Raw genomic sequence first — 21827 nt, 5'->3', positions numbered from 1 at the left:
CGGGCCGGTGTCGCAATCTTCATCTCGATCAACTCCCCTGCAGATAGGGCCCAAGCGTGATCAGCGCCACGGCGGCGATCGCCAGCACGATGCCGGTGGCCTGCAGCGCGTTGACGCGCTCGCCGAAGAACACCAGCGCCACGACGTTGACCGAGACCAGCTGGATGACCGCCGAGAGGCTGAACGACACCGACATGCCGAATTCGCGGATCAGCCGCAGCATGATCAGATTGCCCAGCGAGTAGAGCGCGAGCGTCAACAGGATCTTGCCCAGGCTCGGCGCCAGTCCCCATTGCTTGGCGGCTGTTGCCGCCAAAAGGAAGATCACCGTCGAAAAGCCAAGCTGCAGCAGTCCCGAAAAACTCAACGTCCCATCCCCCCTCGAAGCGGCGGCCGCCGCATGTGCCGCGGACCTTGTTTCCGAAGCGCCTCGACACGTCAAGCGACCTCGTTCTAACGAAGGTCTTGCTAACGAAGGTCTTGGCAACGGCAAGACTGAGGCTCAATGTGCCGATATCGTCCAGCTTGTTCGATCCAAGGGCGATCAGGGACTCATGATTCGTATTCTGCAGAATTTGGCGCGGCGCTGGAGCGAGCTTTCCCTTGCCCTGCAATTCCTCGTTGCCGGCGGCTTTGGCCTGCTGGCCGTCATGCTGGTGGTGGGTGCCTGGGTGACGTCGCAGATCCGGGACGGCGTCACCCGCAATTCGGCCGCCACGACGGCGCTCTATGTCGACAGCGTGATCGCGCCGCTGCTGCCAGACCTGCGCAAGAGCGAGGAGCTCAGCGAGTCCGTCAAGCAGGCGCTCGACGAGACGCTCGGCCAGGGCGCGCTCGGCAAGCGCCTGGTCTCGTTCAGGCTCTGGCGCCGAGACGGCACCGTGCTCTACGCGAAAGATGCAACTTTGATCGGCCGCCGCTTTGATCTGACCGACGATCTGCGGTCCGCCTTCCAGGGCAACGTCACCGCCCAATTCGACGCGTTCGACGAAACCGAAAGCAAGGAGCAGGCCGTGGGCGTGCCGTTGCTGGAGATTTACAATCCGGTGCGCGAACCCTGGTCGGGCGAGGTGGTGGCCGTCACCGAATTCTTCGAGGTCGCCACCGATTTCAAGGCCACGCTGGCCTCTGCCCTGCTGTCGAGCTGGCTGATCGTGGCCGGTACCACCCTGACGGCTTTTCTGCTGCTGTCGAGCATCGTGCTGCGCGCCAGCCGCACCATAGACGATCAGCGCGGAGCGCTGCGCCGCCAGGTGTCGGAGTTGCAAGGCCTGGTGACGCAAAACAGCGCCTTGCGGCAGCGTGTGCAGCGGGCGTCGCGCCGCGCCACCGCGCTCAACGAACGATATTTGCGCCGGATCGGCGCCGACCTGCATGACGGACCGGCGCAGCTGGTGGCCCTGGCGGCGCTGCGCATGGACAGCCCGGTATTCTCCGGCGACGGCCATTGGGGCGAAAACCGCGCGACCGAGGTCGCGATGATCCGCAAGACGCTGGAGGATGCGATGCGCGAAATTCGCGGTATCTGCACCGGTCTCGTCTTGCCGCAGATCGAAACGGCCGCGGCAACGGACATATTGCGGATGGCGGTCGACGAACATCAGCACCGGACGGGAACGTCCGTGTTGCTCACGCTGCCCAGGCATTTGCCTGATCTCGGCACTTCCGAAAAGATCAGCATCTATCGTTTCGTGCAGGAAGGGCTGAACAATGCCTATCGCCACGGGCGGGCCAAGGATCAGACGGTGCGGGCCGGGATGAAGAATGGCAGGCTTTTTGTCGAAGTGTCCGATAGCGGACCGGGTTTCGATCCGGCGCGGGTCGATGGGTTGGGGCTCGCCGGCCTCAGGGAGCGGGTCGAAAGCATTGGCGGCCAGTTCGAGACCTTGACCGGAGCGCAAGGCACGCGATTGGTGATCAGTCTTTCGATCGAGGAGCAAGCATGATTGGCGCTATCCGCATCGCTATTGTCGACGATCATCCGCTATTTCGCGAAGGCGTGACGCGCAGCCTGTCGGAGATCGGAGGTTTCGAGATCGTCGGCGAAGGCGCGACAGCGCAGGATGCCGAACGCATCGCCTCGACGGTGCAGCCTGACATATTGCTGCTCGACATCTCCATGCCGGGCGGCGGCCTGTCCGCGGTTGCCAGCATCCTTGCCGACCACCCCGCCCAGAAGATCGTCATGCTGACGGTGTCGGAGACCAATGCCGATGTAACCACGGCGCTGAACGCAGGCGTGCAGGGCTATATCCTCAAGGGCGTCGGATCGCGCGCGCTCGCCGACATCCTGCGCAATGTGGCAGCCGGCGAGGGTTACCTTACGCCGACGCTGTCGGCACGGCTGCTTTCCGATCTCCAGTCCCCGCAATCCGCCGACGGCGTGGCGGACCGGTTGCGGCAACTGACCGAACGGCAGGCGGAAATCCTGCGGCTGGTGGCGGAGGGGCTCAGCAACAAGGAGGTTGCCCTGCGCCTGGAGCTGCAGGAGAAGACGGTCAAGCACCACATGACCGGGGTGCTGTCCAAACTCAATGTGCGAAACCGCACTGAAGCGGCTCTCATGGTGCGCGAGTTCCGCGACCGGGACAGAAGTCGCTCCTAGAGCAATTCCAGGAAAAGTGTGAAACGGTTTTCCGTCCGGAATTGCGGCAAAACCAAAGCGCTGGAGCAATTCCAGGAAAAGTGTGAAACGGTTTTCCCGGGCAAAGCGCTGGCCGTTGCCTGCTGGCCAGTTTCACAAGGCTTTCAGACGGCTGACATCGGCCGGCGTGGCCCGGCGGTCGATGATCGTGCGACCCAGCGCATCCTTCATTCTGAAACGGCCGTTCTCGATCTTTTCGGTGATGCCGTCGGGATGTGTGACCGTGATCTTGTTGCCGCTCACCTCGACCTTGTCACCGGTCGTGCCGTTGACATGGCTGGCGCCTTTGGTGCTCTGACCCTTGCCGGAGGCCGAGTTGTCACCGCTGCCATCCGTTGCGGAATTGCCGCCGTTTGCATTTCCGTTGCCGCCGCTGTTACCGCCACTACCGCCGCCACTGTTGCCGCCGTTACCGCCGCCGCCGCCATTGCCGCCGTTACCGCCGTTGCCGCCATTACCGTTGCCGGCCTGTGCTGATGCGGCGTCGATCCCGGGGGCGGAGCCGTGCAGGGCAATTCGATAGGGAACGATGGTCAGCGCCAGAGCCGCCGCCGAAACGAGCGTCAGCCGGCGGCACCGGGCCGTGATCGATCCGTGCATCCTGATCTCCGTCGATTGAGCCGGCGCGCCCACCCCAACGTTGCAACGAGCAACATCGCCGAAAGATGTATTGGCCGGAAGCGACCTCCGACCGTTGCGTTTGTCCTCCAGGACTTTTGCAAGCGCAAGATTGGACCAAAGTCCGAGGTCCGCGCGAGCAAGTCGCCTCGCCCCGAGCCTTCGGGCCTGTATGATGTCACGAAAATGTGATCGGCCTGGCGTAGGGGTCGGACAGGCAACAAGCTCCAGCCACTCCAAAGCCAGAGGCCTTTCGTGACCGAACATCGCTCCCCTGACGCCCAATTCCGCACCAGCCTGCTCGAGGAAAACGAAGGACCGGCCACCAATCCCACCGACAACCGCACCATGGGCGAGATCATCGCCGCGCGGTTCTCGCGCCGGGGATTCCTGAAGGGATCGCTCGCCGTCTCGGCGATCGCCGCGACGGTCGGCCCGCTGGCCATGATCGCAGCCGACGATGCCCGCGCCGCGGAAGGCTCCGCCTTCAAATTCGACGAGATCGAGGCCGGGATCGACGACAAGCATCATGTCGCGCCGGGCTACGACGCCGACGTGCTGTTGCGATGGGGCGATCCGCTGTTTGCCGATTCGCCGGAGTTCGACCCGACGAAACAGTCGGCCGAGGCGCAGGCCAGGCAGTTCGGCTACAACAACGACTATGTCGGCTACGTCGCGATCGACGGCTCGGCCGAACACGGCCTGCTCGTCGTCAACCACGAATACACCAACCCGCATCTGATGTTTCCGGGCATCGTTGCGATCGTCGAGAAGGACGGGAAGAAGAAGGCCGAGGTGGCGCCGCTCGCGAAGGAGCAGGTCGATGTCGAGATGGCGGCGCATGGCGGCACCATCGTCGAGATCCGCAAGGAGGGCGGCAAATGGCAAGTGGTGCGCGACGGCAAGCTCAACCGCCGCATCACCGCCACCACCGAGATGGCGCTGTCGGGCCCGGTCGCCGGCCATGACCGCGTCAAAACCAATGCCGACCCGTCCGGCACGAAAGTGTTCGGCACTTTCAACAACTGCGCCGGCGGCGTCACCCCTTGGGGCACCTATGTGATGGCCGAGGAGAACATCCACGGCTATTTCTCCGGCGAATTGCCCGAGGGCCACAAGGAAGCCGCCAACTACAAGCGGCTCGGCATTCCGGAAGGCGCCTATGAGTGGGGCGCGCATTACGACCGCTTCAACCTCGCCAAGGAGCCGAACGAACCCAATCGCTTCGGCTGGATCGTCGAGGTCGACGTCAACGATCCGGCATCGACGCCGAGGAAGCGCACCGCCATGGGCCGCTTCAAGCATGAGGGCGCCGAATCCATCGTCGCCAAGGACGGCCGCGTCGTCTTCTATCTCGGCGACGACGAGCGCTTCGACTATGTCTACAAATTCGTCACCAAGGGCACGTTCAGCGCCAACGACCATGCCGCCAACAAGGACCTGCTCGACGAGGGCACGCTGCATGTCGCCAAATTCGCCGAGGACGGCACGGTGGACTGGCTGCCGATCGTCTTCGGCCAAGGGCCGCTGACCGCCGAGAACGGCTTCGCCGGCCAAGCCGACGTGCTGATCGAGACGCGGCGCGCCGCCGATCTGCTCGGCGCCACCAAGATGGACCGGCCAGAGGACATCCAGCCCAATGGTGTCAACGGCAAGGTCTATGTCATGCTGACCAACAATTCGAAGCGCAAGCCCGATCAGGTCGATGCCGCCAATCCGCGTGCCGAGAATGCCTTCGGCCACATTATAGAGATCACCGAGACCGATGGCGATTTCACGGCCGCCAAGGGCAAATGGGAAGTGCTTTTGAAATGCGGCGATCCGTCGGTTGCCGATGTCGGCGCCACCTTCTCGACGGCGACGACGGCCCATGGCTGGTTCGGCATGCCCGACAATTGCGCGGTCGATTCGGCCGGGCGCCTGTGGGTCGCTACCGACGGCCAGGGCCCGAAGGTCACCGGCCGCACCGATGGCCTGTGGGCGGTCGACACGGAGGGGGCCGCGCGGGCAACCTCGAAACTGTTCTTCCGCGTGCCGATCGGCGCGGAAATGTGCGGCCCGCTGTTTGCGCCTGACGACCAGACCGCCTTCGTCGCCGTCCAGCATCCGGGCGATGGCGGCGAGGATTGGGAAGGTTTTGGCCGGCCGTCCTACTATGAGGATCCGTCGACGCGCTGGCCGGACTTCAAGCCCGAAATGCCGGTGCGGCCGTCGGTCGTCGCCATCACCAGGCAAGGCGGCGGCAAAATCGCGGTGTGATATCAGGCCTGCGAACCTCGAGGGAGGGCTTCGGTTTGCCACCGCCCCTCCTTCGGCGTGAATCTATTCAAGCTCCGGGAAAGATTGGCAATTTACTGATGGCGCCCTAGGTCGTTCCCAGGAGATCACCGCCATGTCGAAGTCAGTCTATGATCGCGGCCTGCTCAAGCCCGGCGACATCGCCAAGCTGCAGCGCGTCTTTGACGAAGCCTGCCTGCGGCGCGAAGCACGACCCGATTCGCCGGAAGCGCGCGAGATCGCCCTCAACCTGCTCGCGCTCCACAATGCCGGCATGGTCGACGAGGAGATGCTGGTGCAAGCCGTCGGTTTCCGCCGGCTGGAGCCGAAATCGGCGTGAGGCGCCAAGTCGCCAGAGACCTTTGTTTTGACGCAATTCCCGAGGGAACGCGCTCACACTTTTCCTGGAATTGCTCTAGCGGCTGGCTCCGGCGATCCGCCTGGCGATCGCCTTGCCCAAAATGGCGGCATTGGCGAAGCAGCCACGAATGCTCGGCCGCATGCCGGTGAACCACAGGCCGGGCAGTTTCGGGTCGGCTTCATCGCCATTGAAGAGCGGGACACCCTTGGCGTCGAGCACGCCGAGAGTGCCGACCATGCGTTCCAGGCCGGTGCGGTAGCCTGTCGCGGCAATGACGATATCGGGATCGACCAGGCGGCCATTGGCCAGGATCACCCCGTCGCGGGTGAATTCGCGTATCGCCGGCACCACGGTGATCTTGCCCGACTTGATGGCGTCGACGGCGCCGTCGTCCGCGGCGATCGCCGTGTAATCCGAGGCCAGGCGGCTGGCGCCGCCCGACGGCGCGGGCGGCATGCCGAATTTGGTGAGATCGCCGAAAACCAGGCGCTGCGTCGCGGCCATCACCGCATCGGCGACGCGCAGCGGCAAGCGTGCCATGAGCGGCGAAAGCCGGTGCACGGCGATCTTGCCGATCCGCTTGGGCAGAAGCGCGGGGCCATTGCGGGCCGATAGCCAGAGAGAAGCCGTATCCACGCCGGCCAGATGATTGAGGGTATCGAAGCCCGAATTGCCGGCGCCGACGACCAGCACCTTCTTGCCGGCATAGGACTTGGCGTCGCCAAAATCCGCCGAATGGATGATCCGGCCCGCAAAGGCCTGCATGCCCATCCACTGCGGCGTGAAGGGCTCCTTGTCACGGCCGGTGGCGACGATGACATGACGCGCCAGACGCGAGCCGGCGCTGGTGCGCACCACCCAATGGTCGCCCCCGAACACGAGTGTCTCGACGGCGACGCCGAACTCCACCGGCAACTGGTTCGCCTCGCGGAAATCGTTCATATGGCGGATGACGACATTCCTGGGTGGAAAGGCTGGCGTCCCTCCCGGAAAGGAGAGGCCGGGCAGCGCCGAGAGATCGCGATGGGTGTTGAGATGCAGCTGCTGGTGCCGCCGATGCCAGGGTTCGGCCAGCCGGCTCTCCTGTTCCAGGATCGCCACCGGCACGCCAGCCTTCATCAGGGCCTGCGCGACAGCCAGTCCGGCGGCGCCGGCGCCGATGACAATCGCCGGCTCGACCACCGCCACCTGCTCCACCTTCGGTCTGCTTGTCGTATCAGCCATTCGCTCTCAAAATCCATTCAACCGCCGCATCCTACAAGCTCGCAGAACGCTGTAACCGTTTGATCGCGCGCAAACCCAAACAGCGGATCGGTGCGCTCGAGTGCCTTGCGGCGCCAGGGCGCAAACAACTCCCATCGCGCAAATGCGACTAAACCAACGACATGGAACCGAATGCCCCGCTTCCGTCCGAAACCATGCAGCCCTATATGGCATATCAGCGGCATCGGCGATAATCAGGTCGCGGCATTGTGATTGATTCGAGTTCCGAGGGGCTGGCGGATCTCGTTACCGACGCAGGAATTCGAAACCGCAGCGATTTCGGCTTCCCGTGAAAAATCAAGGCGCCGTGGCGCGTCTGGCGTGCCGAAAGGCACGCCGCGCCACAGACGGCACGCGGAATCCGGACCATGCCCTCCTTGCGGATCTATTTCGACAAAATCCTCGAGGGTGCCTCGCCCAAGGTCGAGCGCCAGGCGTTGACGCATGTCGAACGCCTGGCGATGGTCCGCCGCCATGGCGACTTCTCGCTCGCCTATTCGACTGCCGTACAGCGCAAGCTTTCCTATTTTGGCGACGCCGACGGCTACATCGCCTTCGGCACCAAGATGAAGCATCATTTCGCGCTTGGCGACCCGGTGGCGGCGCCGGCCCGGCGGCCCGACTATATCAGGCGCTTCGTCGAGACCGCCGGCGACCCGTGGTTCGTGCAGATTGGCGAGGAGACCGCGCACGTGCTGGCCGGGCTCGGCTACAAGGTCAACCGGCTGGGCATCGACACCCGCCTCGCCCTGCCCCAACACGACTTTTCAGGCAAGCGCAACGAGACCGTGCGCTATTCCGAGCGCTGGCTCTTGAAGAAGGGCTTTTCGTTCGAGGAAGACACGCGGACGGTATTCCTCGACGAAATCGCCCGGCTGTCCGAGAACTGGCGCGGCGACCGCATCGTCAAGCGCTGGGAGATGGGTTTTCTCAACCGCCCATTCTACGATCAGCTCGGCACCGACATGCGCCGCTTCGTCCTGCATGGCCCCGATGGCGAACTCGTCGCGCTGCTCGATTTCGATCCGTTGTTTCGCGACGGGAAGGTCATCGGCTACACCACCGCCTTCAAGCGCAAGCACATCGATGCCTCGCCGCACGCCGAGATCGGCCTGACCAAATTCGCCGTCGACCGGTTTCGCGAAGAGGGCATTTCGGTGGTCACGCTCGGCCTGTCGCCGCTTCTCGACGTCACCCCCAGCGGTTTTGCCGAAAGCGATTTCTGGCGCAACACTTTTCAGCGCGCCTATTCTTCGCCATGGGTCAACCGCCGCAGGTTCAACCTGCAGGGCCAGGCGGCGTTCAAGCGCCGCTTCCATGGCATGGAAGAGCCGGTCTACATCGCTTTCCGCAAGGGGACCTATGTCGAGATGCTGGGCCTGCTGCGGCTGGTGAAAGCAATCTAGGGACGGCGCGGTCCTGGCCAAAGCCTTTTCATTCGTCATCCATGCGCGGCGTCGCTCGCTCCTTGCCTCGCCCTCGAATGACGAATGCCGGGTTGCCGTGGAAGATATTTCCGCACCACGGCGCCAACTCGCAAAATCATTCCTCTACTAAATTTATAGAACTACCTAGCCTTGCCGCTCATCCAACCGGCGAGGACGTTTTCCCGGCGCCGATCCGCAGCGAAGGAGAGGGATCATGTTCAATCTGACCGAGCGCTTCAATCTGACGAGACGCGTTTTCGGCATCGGCCTGCTCGCCGCTACCGTCGGTCTGTCGTTCGGCGCCGCCGCGCAGGAGCTGAAGCGGTTCAACATCGGCTATCAAAAGACCGGCCTGCCGGTGATCGCCCGGCAGCAGCAGGTGATCGAGAAGGCGCTCGCCGACAAGGGCGTCACCGTCAAGTGGGTGGAATTCACCGCCGGCCCGCCACTGGTCGAGGCGCTCAATGTCGGCGCCATCGACGTCGGCTGGACCGGCGACGCACCGCCGATCTTCGGCCAGTCGGCCGGCGCCAACATCGTCTATGCGGCGGCACTGCCGTCCAATGGCGATGGCGAAGCGATCTTCGTCAAGCCGGCCTCGCCGGTCCAGTCCGTCGCCGACCTCAAGGGCAAGCGCGTCGGCGTCGGCAAGGGCACCTCTGCGCATAATCTGCTCGTCGCCGCGCTGGAAAAAGCCGGCGTTCCCTTGGACCAGATCACGCCGGTTTACCTCAGCCCCGCCGATGCGGCCGCCGCCTTCGCCAGCGACCAGATCGACGCCTGGGCGGTCTGGGATCCGTTCTTCGCCATTGCCGAAACACGCTACCAGCCGCGCGTGCTGGCCCGCTCCAGCGAGGTGCTCAAGGTCAACACCTATTTCCTCGCCAACAAGGATTTCGCCAAGGTGCATCCCGAAATCATCACAACCACCATCGCCGCTCTCGGCGAAGCGGCGAAATGGGCGGACCAGAACCGCGACAAGGTGGCCGCGGCGCTGCATGAGGTGACCGGTGTGCCGCTCGACGCCCAGACCATCGCCGCCAACCGCAGCAAATTCGGCATCTTTCCGATCACCGACGAGATCACCGCCGGCCAGCAGGCGACCGCCGACCGCTTCTACAAGCTCGGCCTGATCCCGAAAGCGGTCCGCATCTCGGACGCCGTCTGGACCGCGCCGGGCAACTGATGTTTCTCGTGCGGCGCCGGGCGGAAACGTCCGGCGCCTTTGCCGTTTGTGCCTGTAATCTTCAGGAGATCTGTCCGTGACCGCGCCAGACATGACCACGCCAGCCAGCCCGCTCGATTTCTTCTGGTTCATCCCGACGCATGGCGACGGCTCCTATCTCGGTTCCGAGGAGCAGCAGCGGCCGCCGGAGTTCGGCTATTTCAAGGAGATCGCGCAGGCGGTCGACAGGCTCGGTTTCCCCGGCGTGCTGCTGCCGACCGGGCAGAATTGCGAGGATTCCTGGATCACCGCGACAGGCCTTGCGACGCTGACCGAAAAGCTGAAGTTCCTCGTCGCACTGCGGCCCGGCGTGACGCTGCCGACTTTCGCCGCGCGCCAGACCGCGGCACTCGACCGGCTGAGCAATGGCCGCCTGCTGCTCAATGTCGTGGTCGGCGGCAATCCGACCGAGCTCGCCGGCGACGGCGTCTTCCTGCCGCATGATGAGCGCTATGCCCAGGCGCATGAATTCCTGACCATCTGGCGTGGTCTCGTCTCGGGCGAGCGCGTCAATTTCGACGGCAAATATTATCGCGTCGAAAACGGCCGCCTCGACCTTCTGCCGCTGCAGGAGCGGCCGCCGCTCTATTTCGGTGGATCGTCCGACGCCGGCCAGGATCTCGCCGCCGACCTCGTCGACATGTATCTGACCTGGGGCGAGCCGCCGGCGCAGGTGGCCGAGAAGCTCGCTTCGGCGCGCAAAAAGGCGGCGCTGCGCGGCAGGAAACTGCGCTTCGGCATCCGGTTGCATTTCATCGTGCGCGAAACCGAGGACGAAGCCTGGCGCGCCGCCGACCGGCTGATCCGCCATGTCACCGATGCCCAGATCGAGAATGCGCAGGCCCGCTTCCTCAACCAGATGGATTCGGTCGGCCAGCGCCGCATGGCCGAGCTGCATGGCGGCCGTCGCGACAGGCTCGTCGTTTCGCCCAATCTGTGGGCCGGCGTCGGCCTGGTGCGCGGCGGCGCCGGCACCGCGCTGGTCGGCACGCCGGAGCAGGTCACGCAGCGCGTCCACGAATACCAGGCGATCGGCATCGACACCATCATCGGCTCGGGCTACCCGCATCTCGAGGAAGCCTACCGCGTCGCCGAGCTCTTGTTCCCGCGCCTCGGGCTCGGCACCAGGCGGCAGCGGGCGCATCGCGACATCGCCAACGAATTCTCGGTCGGCTTCCATGGCGCCGCCCGCCTGCAGGCCTCCTCATGAGCTTTTCCGCGCGCCTCCACGCAAATGCCATCGGCTGGGTGCTGCCGGTCCTGGTGATCGCCGGCTGGGAAGCCGCATCGCGCGCGGGCGTCGTGCCGGCCAATGTGCTGCCGGCGCCAAGTGCTGTCGCCGAGGCCTTCTGGCGGCTGACGCTTTCGGGTGAACTGATCCGCAACATCGCTGTTTCGACGGCGCGCGCGCTTGCCGGCTTTGCCATAGGCGGTTCGATCGGCTTCGCGCTCGGCCTTGCCAACGGCCTGTCGCGGCTCAGTCGCGGCCTGACCGACACCACGCTCCAGATGATCCGCAACATCCCGCATCTGGCGCTGATCCCGCTCGTCATCCTGTGGTTCGGCATCGACGAGGAAGCAAAGCTGTTCCTGGTGGCGCTCGGCGTGTTCTTTCCGACCTACGTCAACACGCTGCTCGGCATACAGAGCGTCGATCCGCAGCTGGTCGAGATGGGCCGCGTCTACGGCATGGACCGGCGCGCCCTGTTCTTCCGCGTCATCCTGCCCGGCGCGCTGCCGGCGATCTTCGTCGGCCTGCGCTATGCGCTCGGCATCATGTGGCTGACGCTGATCGTCGCCGAGAGCATCTCGGCCAGTTCCGGCCTCGGCTACATGGCCATGCAGGCGCGCGAATTCCTGCTGATCGATGTCGTTGTGCTGTCGATCCTGATCTACGCGCTGCTCGGCAAGCTCGCCGACAGCCTCGCCCGCCTGCTCGAGCGGCTGTCGCTCGGCTGGCATCCCGCCTTCCAGAACGGATGAGGTTTCGATGCCAGCCGCCAGCCTGACCTCCGTCCGTTCCTTCGTCGCCGCGCCAGCGCCGGCGCGCCCGGCGATTTCTGTCGAAGGCCGGCGCGCCTTCGCCTTCAACGGCGTGGAAAAACGCTTCGGCGACAAGATCGTGCTCGACGGCATCGACCTTGACGTGCCGGCCGGGCAGTTCGTCGCCGTCATCGGCAAGAGCGGCTGCGGCAAGAGCACGCTGCTCAGGCTGCTGGCCGGGCTCGACCGGCCGACATCGGGATCGCTGACGCTGGGCGCCGAGGAAGCGGGCCACAGCCGCACGCGCTTCATGTTCCAGGAGCCGCGCCTGCTGCCCTGGGCGAGTGTGGTGAAAAATGTCGAGGTCGGGCTGACCGGCATCGCTGCCGGCCAGGACGCAAGGCAACGCGCGCTCGACATTCTGGGCGAGGTTGGCCTGGCCGACCGCGCCGACGAATGGCCTTCGGTGCTGTCCGGCGGCCAGAAGCAGCGGGTGGCACTGGCCCGCGCGCTGGTCGGCCAGCCGCAGATCCTGGCGCTCGACGAGCCGCTCGGCGCGCTCGACGCGCTGACCCGCATCGAGATGCAGCAATTGCTGGAGCGCATCTGGCTCGCCCAGAAATTCACCGCCGTGCTGGTAACGCATGATGTCGCCGAGGCGGTCGCGCTCGCCGACCGGGTGGTGGTGATCAGCGCCGGCAGGATCGCGCTCGACCTGGAGGTGCCGGCGGCCAGGCCGCGCCGGCGCGGCTCGGCCGAGCTCGCCCGCCTCGAAGGCACGATCCTGGACCGGCTGTTCGGCTAGAGCGTTTCACCGTTTCATGGAAACGGCGAACCGCTCTAACTCTTTGTTTTGACGCAATTCCGGACGGAAAACCGCTCACACTTTTCCTGGAATTGCTCTAGGGCTGTCGGCTGCGGCGCCATCGACGAGCGGCTTCCCCAGCTCCGTCGAGCTTATGCAAGCTCACGCCTTTCCTCTCCCCCGTCGATCGGGGGAGAGGTGGCTCGGCGAAGCCGAGACGGAGTGGGGGTCGACCTGGCTCCGCCGTTGTCATTTCAAGCCGGGCGATGCCTCGTCCTGATTGAAAACTCTGCGGTGAATTGCTGGCGGCGGCGCATTTGAAAACCGGCTTCCCCCACTCCGTCGCTGCTTCGCAGCGCCACCTCTCCCCCCTCCGGAGGAAGAGGAAGGGCGCCAACCTTGTCGACCTCTCACCGAAGCCCTACCGGTTCGCCCATACCAGCCCGGCCAGGCCGAGCAGCATGGCGACGAGGCCGATGTAAAGCCATTGCGGCTGGCCGGTCATGAAGCTGCCGCCGATCACGCCGATGCCTTGCAGCGCCCACACCGCACCGATAGCCAGCACAATCAAGGCCAGCAGATTTTTGGTCAGTCTCATTGACGGATCTCGCTTTTCAAGTCGATCGTTCGCGGCGCCATGACCGTGATGAAAGAGCCAAAGGAATGAGCCCAATCATACCGGATTCTACTTGGATATTAATCCGATATCTTGTCAAAGCGATCTCTCATATCGGGCCGAAGATCGTCGAAAATGAATCAAATCGCGCCGGAAAACCCCTGACAGACTGTTACCTTCCGACTCCAAACGTGTGATCTCGCCACGGAACGGACAGATGCTTGCCGCATTTCCTGCCTTATTCGGCACCTAACGGCTGGGGTCTGTCAAAAACGGAGCCATCCCTCAAATATGAAGACCCTAAACCAGACCGCGCTTGTCGCGGTAACGATCGCTGCTGGCCTGATGGTCGGTGCTTCGGCCACTTCGGCAACCGCCGCCGCCGGCCAGTGTGGCCGTGCTTCCTGGTACGCGCTGCACTCGCGCACCGCATCTGGGGAGCGCATGAACCCGTCGGCATTGACCGCCGCCCACCGCTCGCTGCCTTTCGGCACCAAATTGCGGGTCACCAACCAGAACAATGGCCGCAGCGTCATCGTGCGCATCAACGATCGCGGCCCGTTCATCCGGGGTCGCGTGCTCGACCTGTCGAAGGGCGCCGCCGGCCAGCTCGGCTTCATCGGTTCCGGCCATACCTCGGTCTGCATGGCGCGCGTGTAAAAATTGCCTGTGTCCGGCGCAGGGCCGGACACATTTCCTACACATTTCGGCACTGCACATTGAGCCGGCTCGGCCGTTCCAGGCGGATTTGCAACGCTTTGGACGAAAGAACCATTGGTCACGCCACGTGACGTATTGCATCGCAGCAATTAGTTGTTAACCTCGCCACGAGACATTTGAGGCTCGGCGCTGCTCGTCGTCCCTTCGGTCGCAGCAGCAGCGGGGTTGTCGATGTTCTACCAGCTTTACGAATTGAACCATGCGGCGCTGCAGCCGGCCCGGCTCTATGCCGATGCGGTGCGGATGTTCTATTCCAACCCGCTGAACCCGGTCTCGCACACGCACTGGGGCCGTTCGGTCGCGGCGGGCGCCGAACTGTTCGAGCGCAGCACGCGCCGCTACGGCAAGCCCGCTTTCGGCCTCGACAAGACCGTCGTCGACTGGAAGAGCGTCGAGGTCACCGAAAAGACCGTCTGGTCGAAGCCGTTCTGCAACCTCGTCCGCTTCGAGCGCGCCGTGCCCGCCGGCCGCAAGCCGGATCCGAAGCTTCTGATCGTGGCGCCGATGTCGGGCCACTATGCGACGCTGCTGCGCGGCACGGTGGAAGCCATGCTGCCGCATGCCGATGTCCACATCACCGACTGGGTCGACGCCCGCATGGTGCCGCTGGCCGACGGCAGCTTCGATCTCGACGACTATATCGACTATATCATCGAGATGTTCCATGCGCTGGGGCCTGATACCCATGTGATGGCGGTATGCCAGCCTTCCGTGCCGGTTCTGGCGGCGGTGGCGCTGATGGAGGCGAAGGGCGATCCGTTCGTGCCCTCGACCATGACGCTGATGGGCGGCCCGATCGACACGCGCCGCAACCCGACCGCGGTCAATCTCCTGGCCGAGGAAAAGGGCATCGACTGGTTCCGCGACAATGTCGTCATGCGCGCGCCCTGGCCGGTGCCCGGCTTCGGCCGCGAGGTCTATCCGGGCTTCCTGCAGCTGTCCGGCTTCATGAGCATGAATCTCGACCGCCACATCATCGCCCACAAGGACTTCTTCATGCACCTTGTGAAGCATGACGGCGACAATGCCGAGAAGCACCGCGACTTCTATGACGAATACCTGGCCGTCATGGACCTGACGGCGGAATTCTACCTGCAGACCGTCGACACCGTGTTCGTGCGCCATGCCCTGCCCAAGGGCGAGATGATGCATCGCGGCACCAGGATCGATCCGTCTGATATCCGCAACGTCGCCTTGTTCACGGTCGAGGGCGAGAACGACGACATATCGGGCCTCGGCCAGACCAAGGCGGCGCAGGATCTGTGCGTCAACATTCCGGCCGACAAGAAGGCGCATTACATGCAGCCGGCGGTCGGCCATTACGGCGTCTTCAACGGCTCGCGCTTCCGCTCCGAAATCGTGCCGCGCATCGTCGACTTCATCACCAGCTATGGCCGCCAGAACCGCGTCGCGGTGAAGCCGAAACTGGTCCGCACCGCCAAACGGTAGGCCATTCCGGGACAAAATCGGCCGCAGGGCCGATTCCGTTGCACAATGGACGCTGTCCCTCCCCGCGGGTAACCATGCCGCAAATCAGTCCGTCGTCGTAATTGACACGGACTGTCAATCGCCCTTAACGTTTCGTTAACAACAGGGTGAGCGGGGACAATGAATTCCTCAACAATGGCAAGAAGGCTGCGTTTGTGCGTGGCTGCGGCCGGTCTGGCAGCCTCGGGAAGCTGGCCGGCCTTGGCTGCCGAAGCGATGGCGACCGGGGGCATCACCTCGCAGCCGATCGGCCACTATGATTTCTGCAAGCAGCACCCCGGCGAATGCTCGATCCGTCCGAGCAACCTGGCGCCGGCAAAAATGACCAATGGGCTGATGCGCAAGCTCGCCGGCATCACCGCCAGGGTCAACGCCGCCGTCGAGCCGATGAGCGACATGGACATTTACGGCAAGGACGAGGTCTGGGCCTATCCCGACAAGGGCGTCGGCGATTGCGAGGACTATGTTCTGGAAAAGCGCCGCCGGCTGTCCCACATGGGCATCTCGCTTGCCGATCTGCTCATCACCGTGGTGCGCAAGCCCGACGGCGAAGGCCATTCCGTGCTGACTGTGCGCACCGACAAGGGCGACTACGTGCTCGACAATCTGACCGACAAGGTCAAGGCCTGGGACCAGACCGGCTACCACTTCCTCAAGCGCCAGGCGATCGACAATACCGGCCGCTGGGTTTCCATACGCGGCGGCCAGCAGGTGCTGGTCGGTTCGGTGGAGTAGCGGCTGCGGCTGGCTGGTTGGGCTGCGGCGCAGACCCTAGGATCCATGCCGTGACACCAACATAGAACACGGCGGCCCAGAAACAGGCGTCGGCCATCTTCATGGAGCCATCGCCACATTCTGCGCCGTTGCGGCGTCCGCAGGTCGCGGCATGGATCCTCGGGTCTCCGCGACGCCGCTGCGCGGCTGCTCCGCCCGTGGATGACGAAGGCGTGGAGGTCCACCACGCATCTCTTCGAAAAATTTCCATCCCTCTCCATGAACCATTTCCGTTCGCCCGGCGACACACGGCCGTGAACGACAGAAACCCAACCATGGAGACTTCAAATGACTGCTTTGCTGCGTAACACCCTTCTCGCCGTCGCTGCCGTGTCGGCCCTGGGCGGATCCGCGAAGGCCGACCAGACGGTCAGCTGCGTCCACACCAACCTCAATGATCTCTGGGCCGGCCGTTGTTGCGGCACTGCCGGCGCGTCGGACTGCCTGGGCGGCGACCACAATGGCCACGACCATGGCAACCCGGGCACCAAGGGCGGCAACCCCAATGGCAGCACGGCCGGCAAGCCCTGATCCCGCAACAGTGGCCCGCCGGCTGCCATCGGCGGGCCCTGTTTCGCGCTCCGGCAGGCCGTCGCGAACTTCAGGTAAAACCAGTTACTTCAGCCGGCCAAGCGCGGCGCGGATCGAGGCGGTGATGCGGCGCAGTTCCGCTTCGTCGAGCTTCTCGATGTTCTCGGCCAGCAGGTTGGCGAGCTCGGTGGCGGCGGGATTGAGGCCCGACGTATCGAGCCGCACACGCGGATGCGAGGCTTCGGCCAGCCGCGCCAGCTCCTCGGCATCGTCCCAGATGATGTTGAAATAGCCGATGATCTTCTGGATCAGCGTCCAGGTCGGCGCACCGCGCCTGCCATGCTCAAGCGCCGAGAGATAGGCGGCACTGACGCCGATCGCCGCGGCCATGTCCTTCTGGCTGACGCCGCGCTCGCGCCTGAGCGCCCGCAGCCTTTCGCCGAACGGCGTCATGCGCCCGGCCTCCCGATCCTCATGACCGCGCCCGCCGCAGCCTGATATAGAGCGCGCCGGCGCCGCCATGGTTGCGGGCGGCATGGTCATGGCTGGAGACCAGCGGCCGGAAGGCCGGCGTCGACAGCCAGGCCGGCACCGCGCGCCGCAGCACGCCGTCGCCGCCGGAGGACGACCCCTTGCCGGTGATGACCAGCACATAGCGGATGCCGCCGGCATGCGCCCGGTGCAGGAACGAGAACAGCAGCGAATAGGCCTCGTCCTGCGTCATGCCGTGCAGGTCGACACGGCCCTCGATCGGCAGCCGGCCCTTCGACAGTTTGTCCAGCGTCGGCTCGTCGAGCCGGTGCGTGACATGCTGGACTTTCGGCTTTGTCGCGCCCGGCGCACTGGCGGCGGGCTGGGCCGGTGGCGGCGCCGTCGGCTTGGCCTCGATGGCCATGTCGGGCATGTCGACCGAGATTTTTCCCTTGAGCGGCTTGGCCGTGCGCGCCACCAGGTTCCACAGCACCCGGTCGTCTTCGCTCAGCCTGTCCGGACGCTTGCTCATTTGGCGCCCCCGGCCAGCGCGCGCGGCACCAGCGCATAGAATTCGGCGGCGTTGCGCACCACGCCGGCGATCTCGCCGGCGGCATCGCCCGAACCGGCGAAGAGATCGCCGCGCGCCGGTCCGGTGATGGCCGAGCCGGTGTCCTGCGCGATCATCAGCCGGCGGAACGGTCTTGCGTCGAAGGCGGTGAGCGTCGGCGCGTCGATGTAGAAGGGCGTGCCAAATGTGTGCAGAAGCCGGTCGACCGCGACCGAGCGGCCCGGCGTCAGCGGCACCTTGGCGGCGGCGATCGGGCCGAGCGCGGCATCTTCCACCTCGGCCTCGCGGAAGAAGATGTAGGAGCGGTTTCGCCACAGGATCTCGTTGATGCGCTGCGGATGCGCCTTGAACCAGGCGCGGATCGATTGCATCGTCACCTCGGCCAGCGGGATTTCGCCAAGCTCGCTCAAGACCTTGCCGGGTCCGGTGAAGCGCTGGCCCGACTTGGCGGCGTAGGTGACGCGGCGCAGCCGGCCGTCGGTCATGGCGAGCCTTGCGGCCCCTTGCACATGGATGAAGAAGGCATCGACCTTGTCGGCCAGCCAGGCGATCTCAAGCCCTTGGCGCTCAAGCGCGCCGCGCTCGATCGCGCCACGGTCGAAATACTCGGCCAGTCCGTCCGCCGTCCGGCGCGCGAAGGCGAGGTAGGGATCCATGCCCTGGGGCCGATTGGCATCGTCGACATCGGCGAGATCGGCCGGCCGCGACAGCAGCGGCACGACGAAACGCTCCGTGCGCACCGGCGAGGCCTCGACCTGCGGCTCGTAGAAGCCGGTGACGAGGCCGGCGCCGCTTTCGGCGCGGACCAGCATCGGGACAAAATGGCGCTCGAAGAAAGTTCGCGCCTCCGTCCGGTTCGCGGGCGCCGCGATGCGCGCTTGCGCATAGGCCGCGGCGAAGGCGCCGAAATCGACGCCGAGCGCGCCGCTGCGATAGGGTTTTACCGGCACATGGAAGGCGGAGCGGCGAAACGCCTCGAAGGCCGGCACAAGGTCGTCATCGCCCCAGCCGGGCAGATCGTCAAAGGATTTTTCGATGAAGAGAGGCGATAGCGACACCGGAGCCCCGTCGCCTTAAAGCGCGTCGTGTTTGAAGAGTGTCATGCGACGCGCTGCGGCTCTTGGTTTTGCTGCAAGTCGTTGTCCCAAAACCGCTTCGCACTTTTGGGCGACATGCATCGGGGCTCAGTCTTCTTCTTCGGTGGCGACGAGCTTCCAGTTCGGATCGCGCGAGCGCGTGTCGCGGGCGAAGGTCCAGACATCCTTGACCTCGGCCACGGTCTCCGGATCGCCGTCGATGACCGTGCCGGCCTTGTCGCGCGTCGCCGAAATCAGCTCGCTGATGATGCGCAGCGTCACATGCGCCTCGCCGCCCTTCATCTCGGCCGACACGATGTCGGCCTTGTCGATGCCGACGAAGGAGGACTGGATCTTTTCCGACTTCGCCTCGCGCTCGCCTATCGCGGCGACGAAGCCGTCGAACACCTCGCGCGACAGGAGGTTCTTCAGCGTTTTGCGGTCGCCGTCGGCATAGGCCATGACGATCATCTCATAGGCCATCTTGGCGCCGTCGATGAAACCCTTCGGGTCGAAGGACGGGTCATTGTCCTTGATCGCGCGCAGGCCCTTGTTGAGATCGGTGTCGGGCTTGGCGAAGGCGTCGATCGCCGTATAGGCGTCGGCCGGCGCCGGCTCGCCGGGCAGGCGCTTGCGCGGCAGCGAAACGACATTTTCAGGCTTCTGCGTGGCGTCCTTCTCAGTGCGCGCCGCCGAGTAGGGGTCGAAGGGCGGCCGCTCGCTCCCGGTCCGACGGCCCAGCACGTTGCGCAGCTGGAAGAAGATCACCACCGCCGCGATCAGGAAGAAAATCGTGCCGAAGTCGAAGAAACCCATATCTTCCGCCAATCAATCCCTGCCTCTAGGCCGGACCATCCGGCCGACAGGCCGCGGTCGCATAGCGTTCAACATTCAAAGCATATAGAACGCAAGGTGCAATCATTCAAATTAAAGGCAGGCATACCTATCTAACGGCCTCAGGGCCAGCGGCGATTGGCCGCCAGGGCCAAACAATCGAAACGACCAACGACCGGAAGGCTCGCAAGACTTGCGCATTTCGCTGCTTCCCCTGTTTCTTCTCGCTCTGCCGCTGCTGGAAATCGCCGGTTTCGTCATCGTCGGCCGTGAGGTCGGCGCGCTGGCGACCGTCGGCCTGGTGCTGGCCTCGAGCATCGCCGGCGTGCTTTTGCTCAGGCACCAGGGTTTTGGCGTCATGGCGCGGGTGCGCGCCGAGATGGACGCCGGCCATGATCCCAGCCGCCATCTTGCCCACGGCGCCATGATCGTCGTCGCCGCGATCCTTCTGATCATCCCCGGCTTCATATCAGACATTATCGGCCTGCTCTTGTTCCTGCCGCCGGTGCGCGACCTTGCCTGGCGCCGGTTCAAGGGCCGCATCGTCGTCGCCACCGATTTCTCGGCCGGCGGCTTTCGCCGGTCGCGCGACAGGGTCATCGACCTCGACGACGGTGACTATTCGCGCGAGGACGATTTCAAGCGCGGCCCGGATCACAATTCGCCGTGGCGGCGTCTCAAGGACGATTAGGTCGCGGGTGCGGCGTTCTGATCTGTTCCGAGAGGCCAGCGCCGCTCCAGCCAGGCTCCTTTCCTCTCCCTCCGAAGGGGGGAGAGGTGGCTCGGCGAAGCCGAGACGGAGTGGGGGAACCACCTGGCAGGCGCCGCGACCGGATATTGAAAAGGGACCAAGGCGCAGGCATTGCGTCGCCTTGCGCCGAAGGGTCGACCCCCACTCCGTCGAGCTTCGCTCGACACCCTCCCCCGATCGACGGGGGAGAGGAAGGGCGCCGCCCTTCTGCAACGGCTGCGGAGGACGGGCAACCTGATGAGGGGCAGCGCCGACCCCGACAATGATCTCTCCACAGCCAACCGCGGCCGACACGAGCCCCAAGGCGGCAAACCTTGTCTTGTCATGCCGACCATGGTAGCGAACGCCCGATTTCAATTCGGTCAGCACGGCTGCCCAGGGGAAAAGGATATAAGGCTCATGGCCAGCAATGATGACGCGCCGACCGGCGCAGCCAACGGCAACGGCAACGCGACGCAGCCGTCGCTCAACGTGCTCGCCCAGTATGTGAAGGACCTGTCCTTCGAGAGCCCCGGCGCGCCGAACTCGCTGCGCGGCCGCGACAAGGCCCCCGGCATCGCCATCAACGTCAATGTCAACGCCAACCCGCTCTCCGACAAGCAGTTCGACGTCAATCTGACGCTGAACGCCAAGGCCTCCTTCGACCAGGAAGTGCTGTTCAATGTCGAGCTGGTCTATGGCGGCGTCTTCGCCATTTCGGGCTTCCCGCAGGAGCACATGCTGCCGATCCTGTTCATCGAATGCCCGCGGCTATTGTTCCCCTTCGCCCGCCAGATCATCGCCGAGGCGACCCGCAATGGCGGCTTCCCGCCGCTGATGCTCGACCCGATCGACTTCGCGCAGATGTTCCAGCAGAAGATCGCCGAGGACCAGGCCGCGTCGAAGGTCCAGGTGAGCTGAGGCTTATCTACAGAATGCCTCGAAAAGCCCGGCCTTGAGCCGGGTTTTTTGTTGCCTTGGTGACCCTTGGCAACGCTGCTGGGACAGGCCCGTAGGCGTCACCTTAACGGTGCTGGTCGGTTGAAATACAACGATCGAGCCATGGGTCGACCCCCACTCCGTCGAGCTTCGCTCGACACCTCTCCCCCGATCGACGGGGGAGAGGAAAGGCGCGCGCTTGGCCAGGCTGGCTCCCTTCCTCTCCCTCCGGAGGGGGGAGAGGTGGCTCGGCAAAGCCGAGACGGAGTGGGGGAAGCCGCTGGTGAAACGCGAAACCGCGGGCCAGGGAGCGGAACTCGGCGGCCACCAGGGCTGGATCGCCCCACCGGCCACGGCCTCGCTGCGGAGCAGCGCACAACTCATGCGGATTCCAGAACACTCCGCAACGTCACCCCGCCCTATCATCGCCGCCTCAGGCAAACCCGGCGGTTGCAGCCGCCCCCGCGTCGGCGC

At 64.7% G+C, this 21827-nt stretch carries 23 protein-coding genes; 15 read left to right on the top strand and 8 right to left on the bottom strand.

Annotated features, from left to right (window positions below):
- Positions 1–28: 28 nt before the first annotated feature.
- Positions 29–367, bottom strand: a complete 339-nt coding sequence (locus CK226_RS15725) for a hypothetical protein (RefSeq protein WP_095788639.1) — start codon at positions 365–367, stop codon at positions 29–31.
- A gap of 187 nt (positions 368–554) precedes the next feature.
- Between CK226_RS15725 and CK226_RS15720 the strand changes: the two genes are divergently transcribed.
- Both CK226_RS15720 and CK226_RS15715 read left to right on the top strand, forming a co-directional pair.
- Complete coding sequence (locus CK226_RS15720; RefSeq protein WP_095776166.1) at positions 555–1946, top strand: sensor histidine kinase; 1392 nt, start codon at positions 555–557, stop codon at positions 1944–1946.
- Positions 1943–2605, top strand: coding sequence for a response regulator transcription factor (locus CK226_RS15715; protein ID WP_095788641.1), 663 nt, complete (start codon positions 1943–1945; stop codon positions 2603–2605). Before CK226_RS15720 ends, CK226_RS15715 begins: the two co-directional genes overlap by 4 nt.
- Positions 2606–2737: 132 nt before the next feature.
- Here the strand turns inward: CK226_RS15715 and CK226_RS34920 are convergent, their stop codons facing one another.
- Entirely contained in the window at positions 2738–3244 is a 507-nt protein-coding gene (locus CK226_RS34920) for a hypothetical protein (protein WP_095792529.1), read from the bottom strand.
- Positions 3245–3517: 273 nt separating this feature from the next.
- Here CK226_RS34920 and CK226_RS15700 point away from each other — a divergent pair, with 273 nt between their 5' ends.
- A complete protein-coding gene (locus CK226_RS15700; RefSeq protein WP_095792370.1) occupies positions 3518–5521 on the top strand; it encodes a PhoX family phosphatase in 2004 nt (667 codons plus the stop codon).
- 133 nt (positions 5522–5654) lie between these two features.
- Positions 5655–5879 carry a hypothetical protein gene (locus CK226_RS15695; protein WP_095775657.1) on the top strand — a complete coding sequence of 75 codons (225 nt, stop codon included), beginning with the start codon at positions 5655–5657 and terminating at the stop codon, positions 5877–5879.
- Positions 5880–5954: 75 nt separating this feature from the next.
- Here CK226_RS15695 and CK226_RS15690 read toward each other — a convergent pair whose 3' ends face one another.
- Positions 5955–7124: an NAD(P)/FAD-dependent oxidoreductase gene (locus CK226_RS15690; protein ID WP_095792369.1), complete on the bottom strand. Its 1170-nt coding sequence runs from the start codon at positions 7122–7124 to the stop codon at positions 5955–5957.
- Positions 7125–7531: 407 nt separating this feature from the next.
- Here CK226_RS15690 and CK226_RS15685 point away from each other — a divergent pair, with 407 nt between their 5' ends.
- From CK226_RS15685 to CK226_RS15665, 5 genes are all read left to right on the top strand, one after another.
- On the top strand, positions 7532–8569 hold the full coding sequence (locus CK226_RS15685) for a phosphatidylglycerol lysyltransferase domain-containing protein (RefSeq protein WP_095788646.1): 1038 nt from the start codon (positions 7532–7534) through the stop codon (positions 8567–8569).
- A 235-nt stretch (positions 8570–8804) separates the two neighbouring features.
- A complete protein-coding gene (locus tag CK226_RS15680) occupies positions 8805–9776 on the top strand; it encodes a sulfonate ABC transporter substrate-binding protein (protein WP_095792368.1) in 972 nt (323 codons plus the stop codon).
- Between the two features lie 91 nt (positions 9777–9867).
- Complete coding sequence (ssuD, locus tag CK226_RS15675) at positions 9868–11025, top strand: FMNH2-dependent alkanesulfonate monooxygenase (RefSeq protein WP_179301069.1); 1158 nt, start codon at positions 9868–9870, stop codon at positions 11023–11025.
- Complete coding sequence (locus CK226_RS15670; protein ID WP_095792366.1) at positions 11022–11798, top strand: ABC transporter permease subunit; 777 nt, start codon at positions 11022–11024, stop codon at positions 11796–11798. The genes ssuD and CK226_RS15670 overlap by 4 nt, the downstream gene beginning before the upstream one ends.
- 7 nt (positions 11799–11805) lie before the next feature.
- Positions 11806–12603, top strand: a complete 798-nt coding sequence (locus CK226_RS15665) for an ATP-binding cassette domain-containing protein (protein WP_095775651.1) — start codon at positions 11806–11808, stop codon at positions 12601–12603.
- A gap of 421 nt (positions 12604–13024) precedes the next feature.
- Here the strand turns inward: CK226_RS15665 and CK226_RS34915 are convergent, their stop codons facing one another.
- Positions 13025–13201, bottom strand: a complete 177-nt coding sequence (locus CK226_RS34915; RefSeq protein WP_179295950.1) for a hypothetical protein — start codon at positions 13199–13201, stop codon at positions 13025–13027.
- A gap of 309 nt (positions 13202–13510) precedes the next feature.
- Here CK226_RS34915 and CK226_RS15660 point away from each other — a divergent pair, with 309 nt between their 5' ends.
- The 4 genes from CK226_RS15660 to CK226_RS15645 all read left to right on the top strand — a co-directional run bounded on the left by CK226_RS15660 (position 13511) and on the right by CK226_RS15645 (position 16732).
- Positions 13511–13879, top strand: coding sequence for a septal ring lytic transglycosylase RlpA family protein (locus CK226_RS15660; RefSeq protein ID WP_095792365.1), 369 nt, complete (start codon positions 13511–13513; stop codon positions 13877–13879).
- A 231-nt stretch (positions 13880–14110) separates the two neighbouring features.
- Entirely contained in the window at positions 14111–15388 is a 1278-nt protein-coding gene (locus CK226_RS15655; RefSeq protein WP_095788649.1) for a polyhydroxyalkanoate depolymerase, read from the top strand.
- 159 nt (positions 15389–15547) lie between these two features.
- Positions 15548–16162 (top strand): transglutaminase-like cysteine peptidase, encoded by a 615-nt coding sequence (locus CK226_RS15650; RefSeq protein WP_095792364.1) that lies wholly within the window; start codon positions 15548–15550, stop codon positions 16160–16162.
- Between the two features lie 327 nt (positions 16163–16489).
- Positions 16490–16732 (top strand): hypothetical protein, encoded by a 243-nt coding sequence (locus tag CK226_RS15645; RefSeq protein WP_095775647.1) that lies wholly within the window; start codon positions 16490–16492, stop codon positions 16730–16732.
- A gap of 84 nt (positions 16733–16816) precedes the next feature.
- On the opposite strand, the gene CK226_RS15640 is transcribed toward CK226_RS15645, so the two are convergent.
- From CK226_RS15640 to CK226_RS15625, 4 genes are all read right to left on the bottom strand, one after another.
- Positions 16817–17185: a helix-turn-helix domain-containing protein gene (locus CK226_RS15640; protein WP_019862229.1), complete on the bottom strand. Its 369-nt coding sequence runs from the start codon at positions 17183–17185 to the stop codon at positions 16817–16819.
- 19 nt (positions 17186–17204) lie between these two features.
- Positions 17205–17735, bottom strand: coding sequence for a Smr/MutS family protein (locus tag CK226_RS15635; RefSeq protein WP_095792363.1), 531 nt, complete (start codon positions 17733–17735; stop codon positions 17205–17207).
- Complete coding sequence (locus tag CK226_RS15630) at positions 17732–18832, bottom strand: murein transglycosylase A (protein ID WP_095792362.1); 1101 nt, start codon at positions 18830–18832, stop codon at positions 17732–17734. Before CK226_RS15630 ends, CK226_RS15635 begins: the two co-directional genes overlap by 4 nt.
- A 126-nt stretch (positions 18833–18958) precedes the next feature.
- Entirely contained in the window at positions 18959–19666 is a 708-nt protein-coding gene (locus CK226_RS15625; RefSeq protein ID WP_095775644.1) for a Tim44/TimA family putative adaptor protein, read from the bottom strand.
- A gap of 211 nt (positions 19667–19877) precedes the next feature.
- On the opposite strand from CK226_RS15625, the gene CK226_RS15620 reads away from it, so the two are divergent.
- Both CK226_RS15620 and secB read left to right on the top strand, forming a co-directional pair.
- Positions 19878–20375: an FxsA family protein gene (locus CK226_RS15620; RefSeq protein WP_095775643.1), complete on the top strand. Its 498-nt coding sequence runs from the start codon at positions 19878–19880 to the stop codon at positions 20373–20375.
- 459 nt (positions 20376–20834) lie between these two features.
- Positions 20835–21335 (top strand): protein-export chaperone SecB, encoded by a 501-nt coding sequence (gene secB / locus CK226_RS15615; protein WP_095775642.1) that lies wholly within the window; start codon positions 20835–20837, stop codon positions 21333–21335.
- The last annotated feature ends 492 nt before the right edge of the window (positions 21336–21827 follow it).

Source organism: Mesorhizobium sp. WSM4311 (assembly GCF_002295115.1).
Classification (GTDB): domain Bacteria; phylum Pseudomonadota; class Alphaproteobacteria; order Rhizobiales; family Rhizobiaceae; genus Mesorhizobium.
Note: the sequence above shows the minus strand (reverse complement) of the source record. Positions and strands in the feature narration are given on the sequence as shown.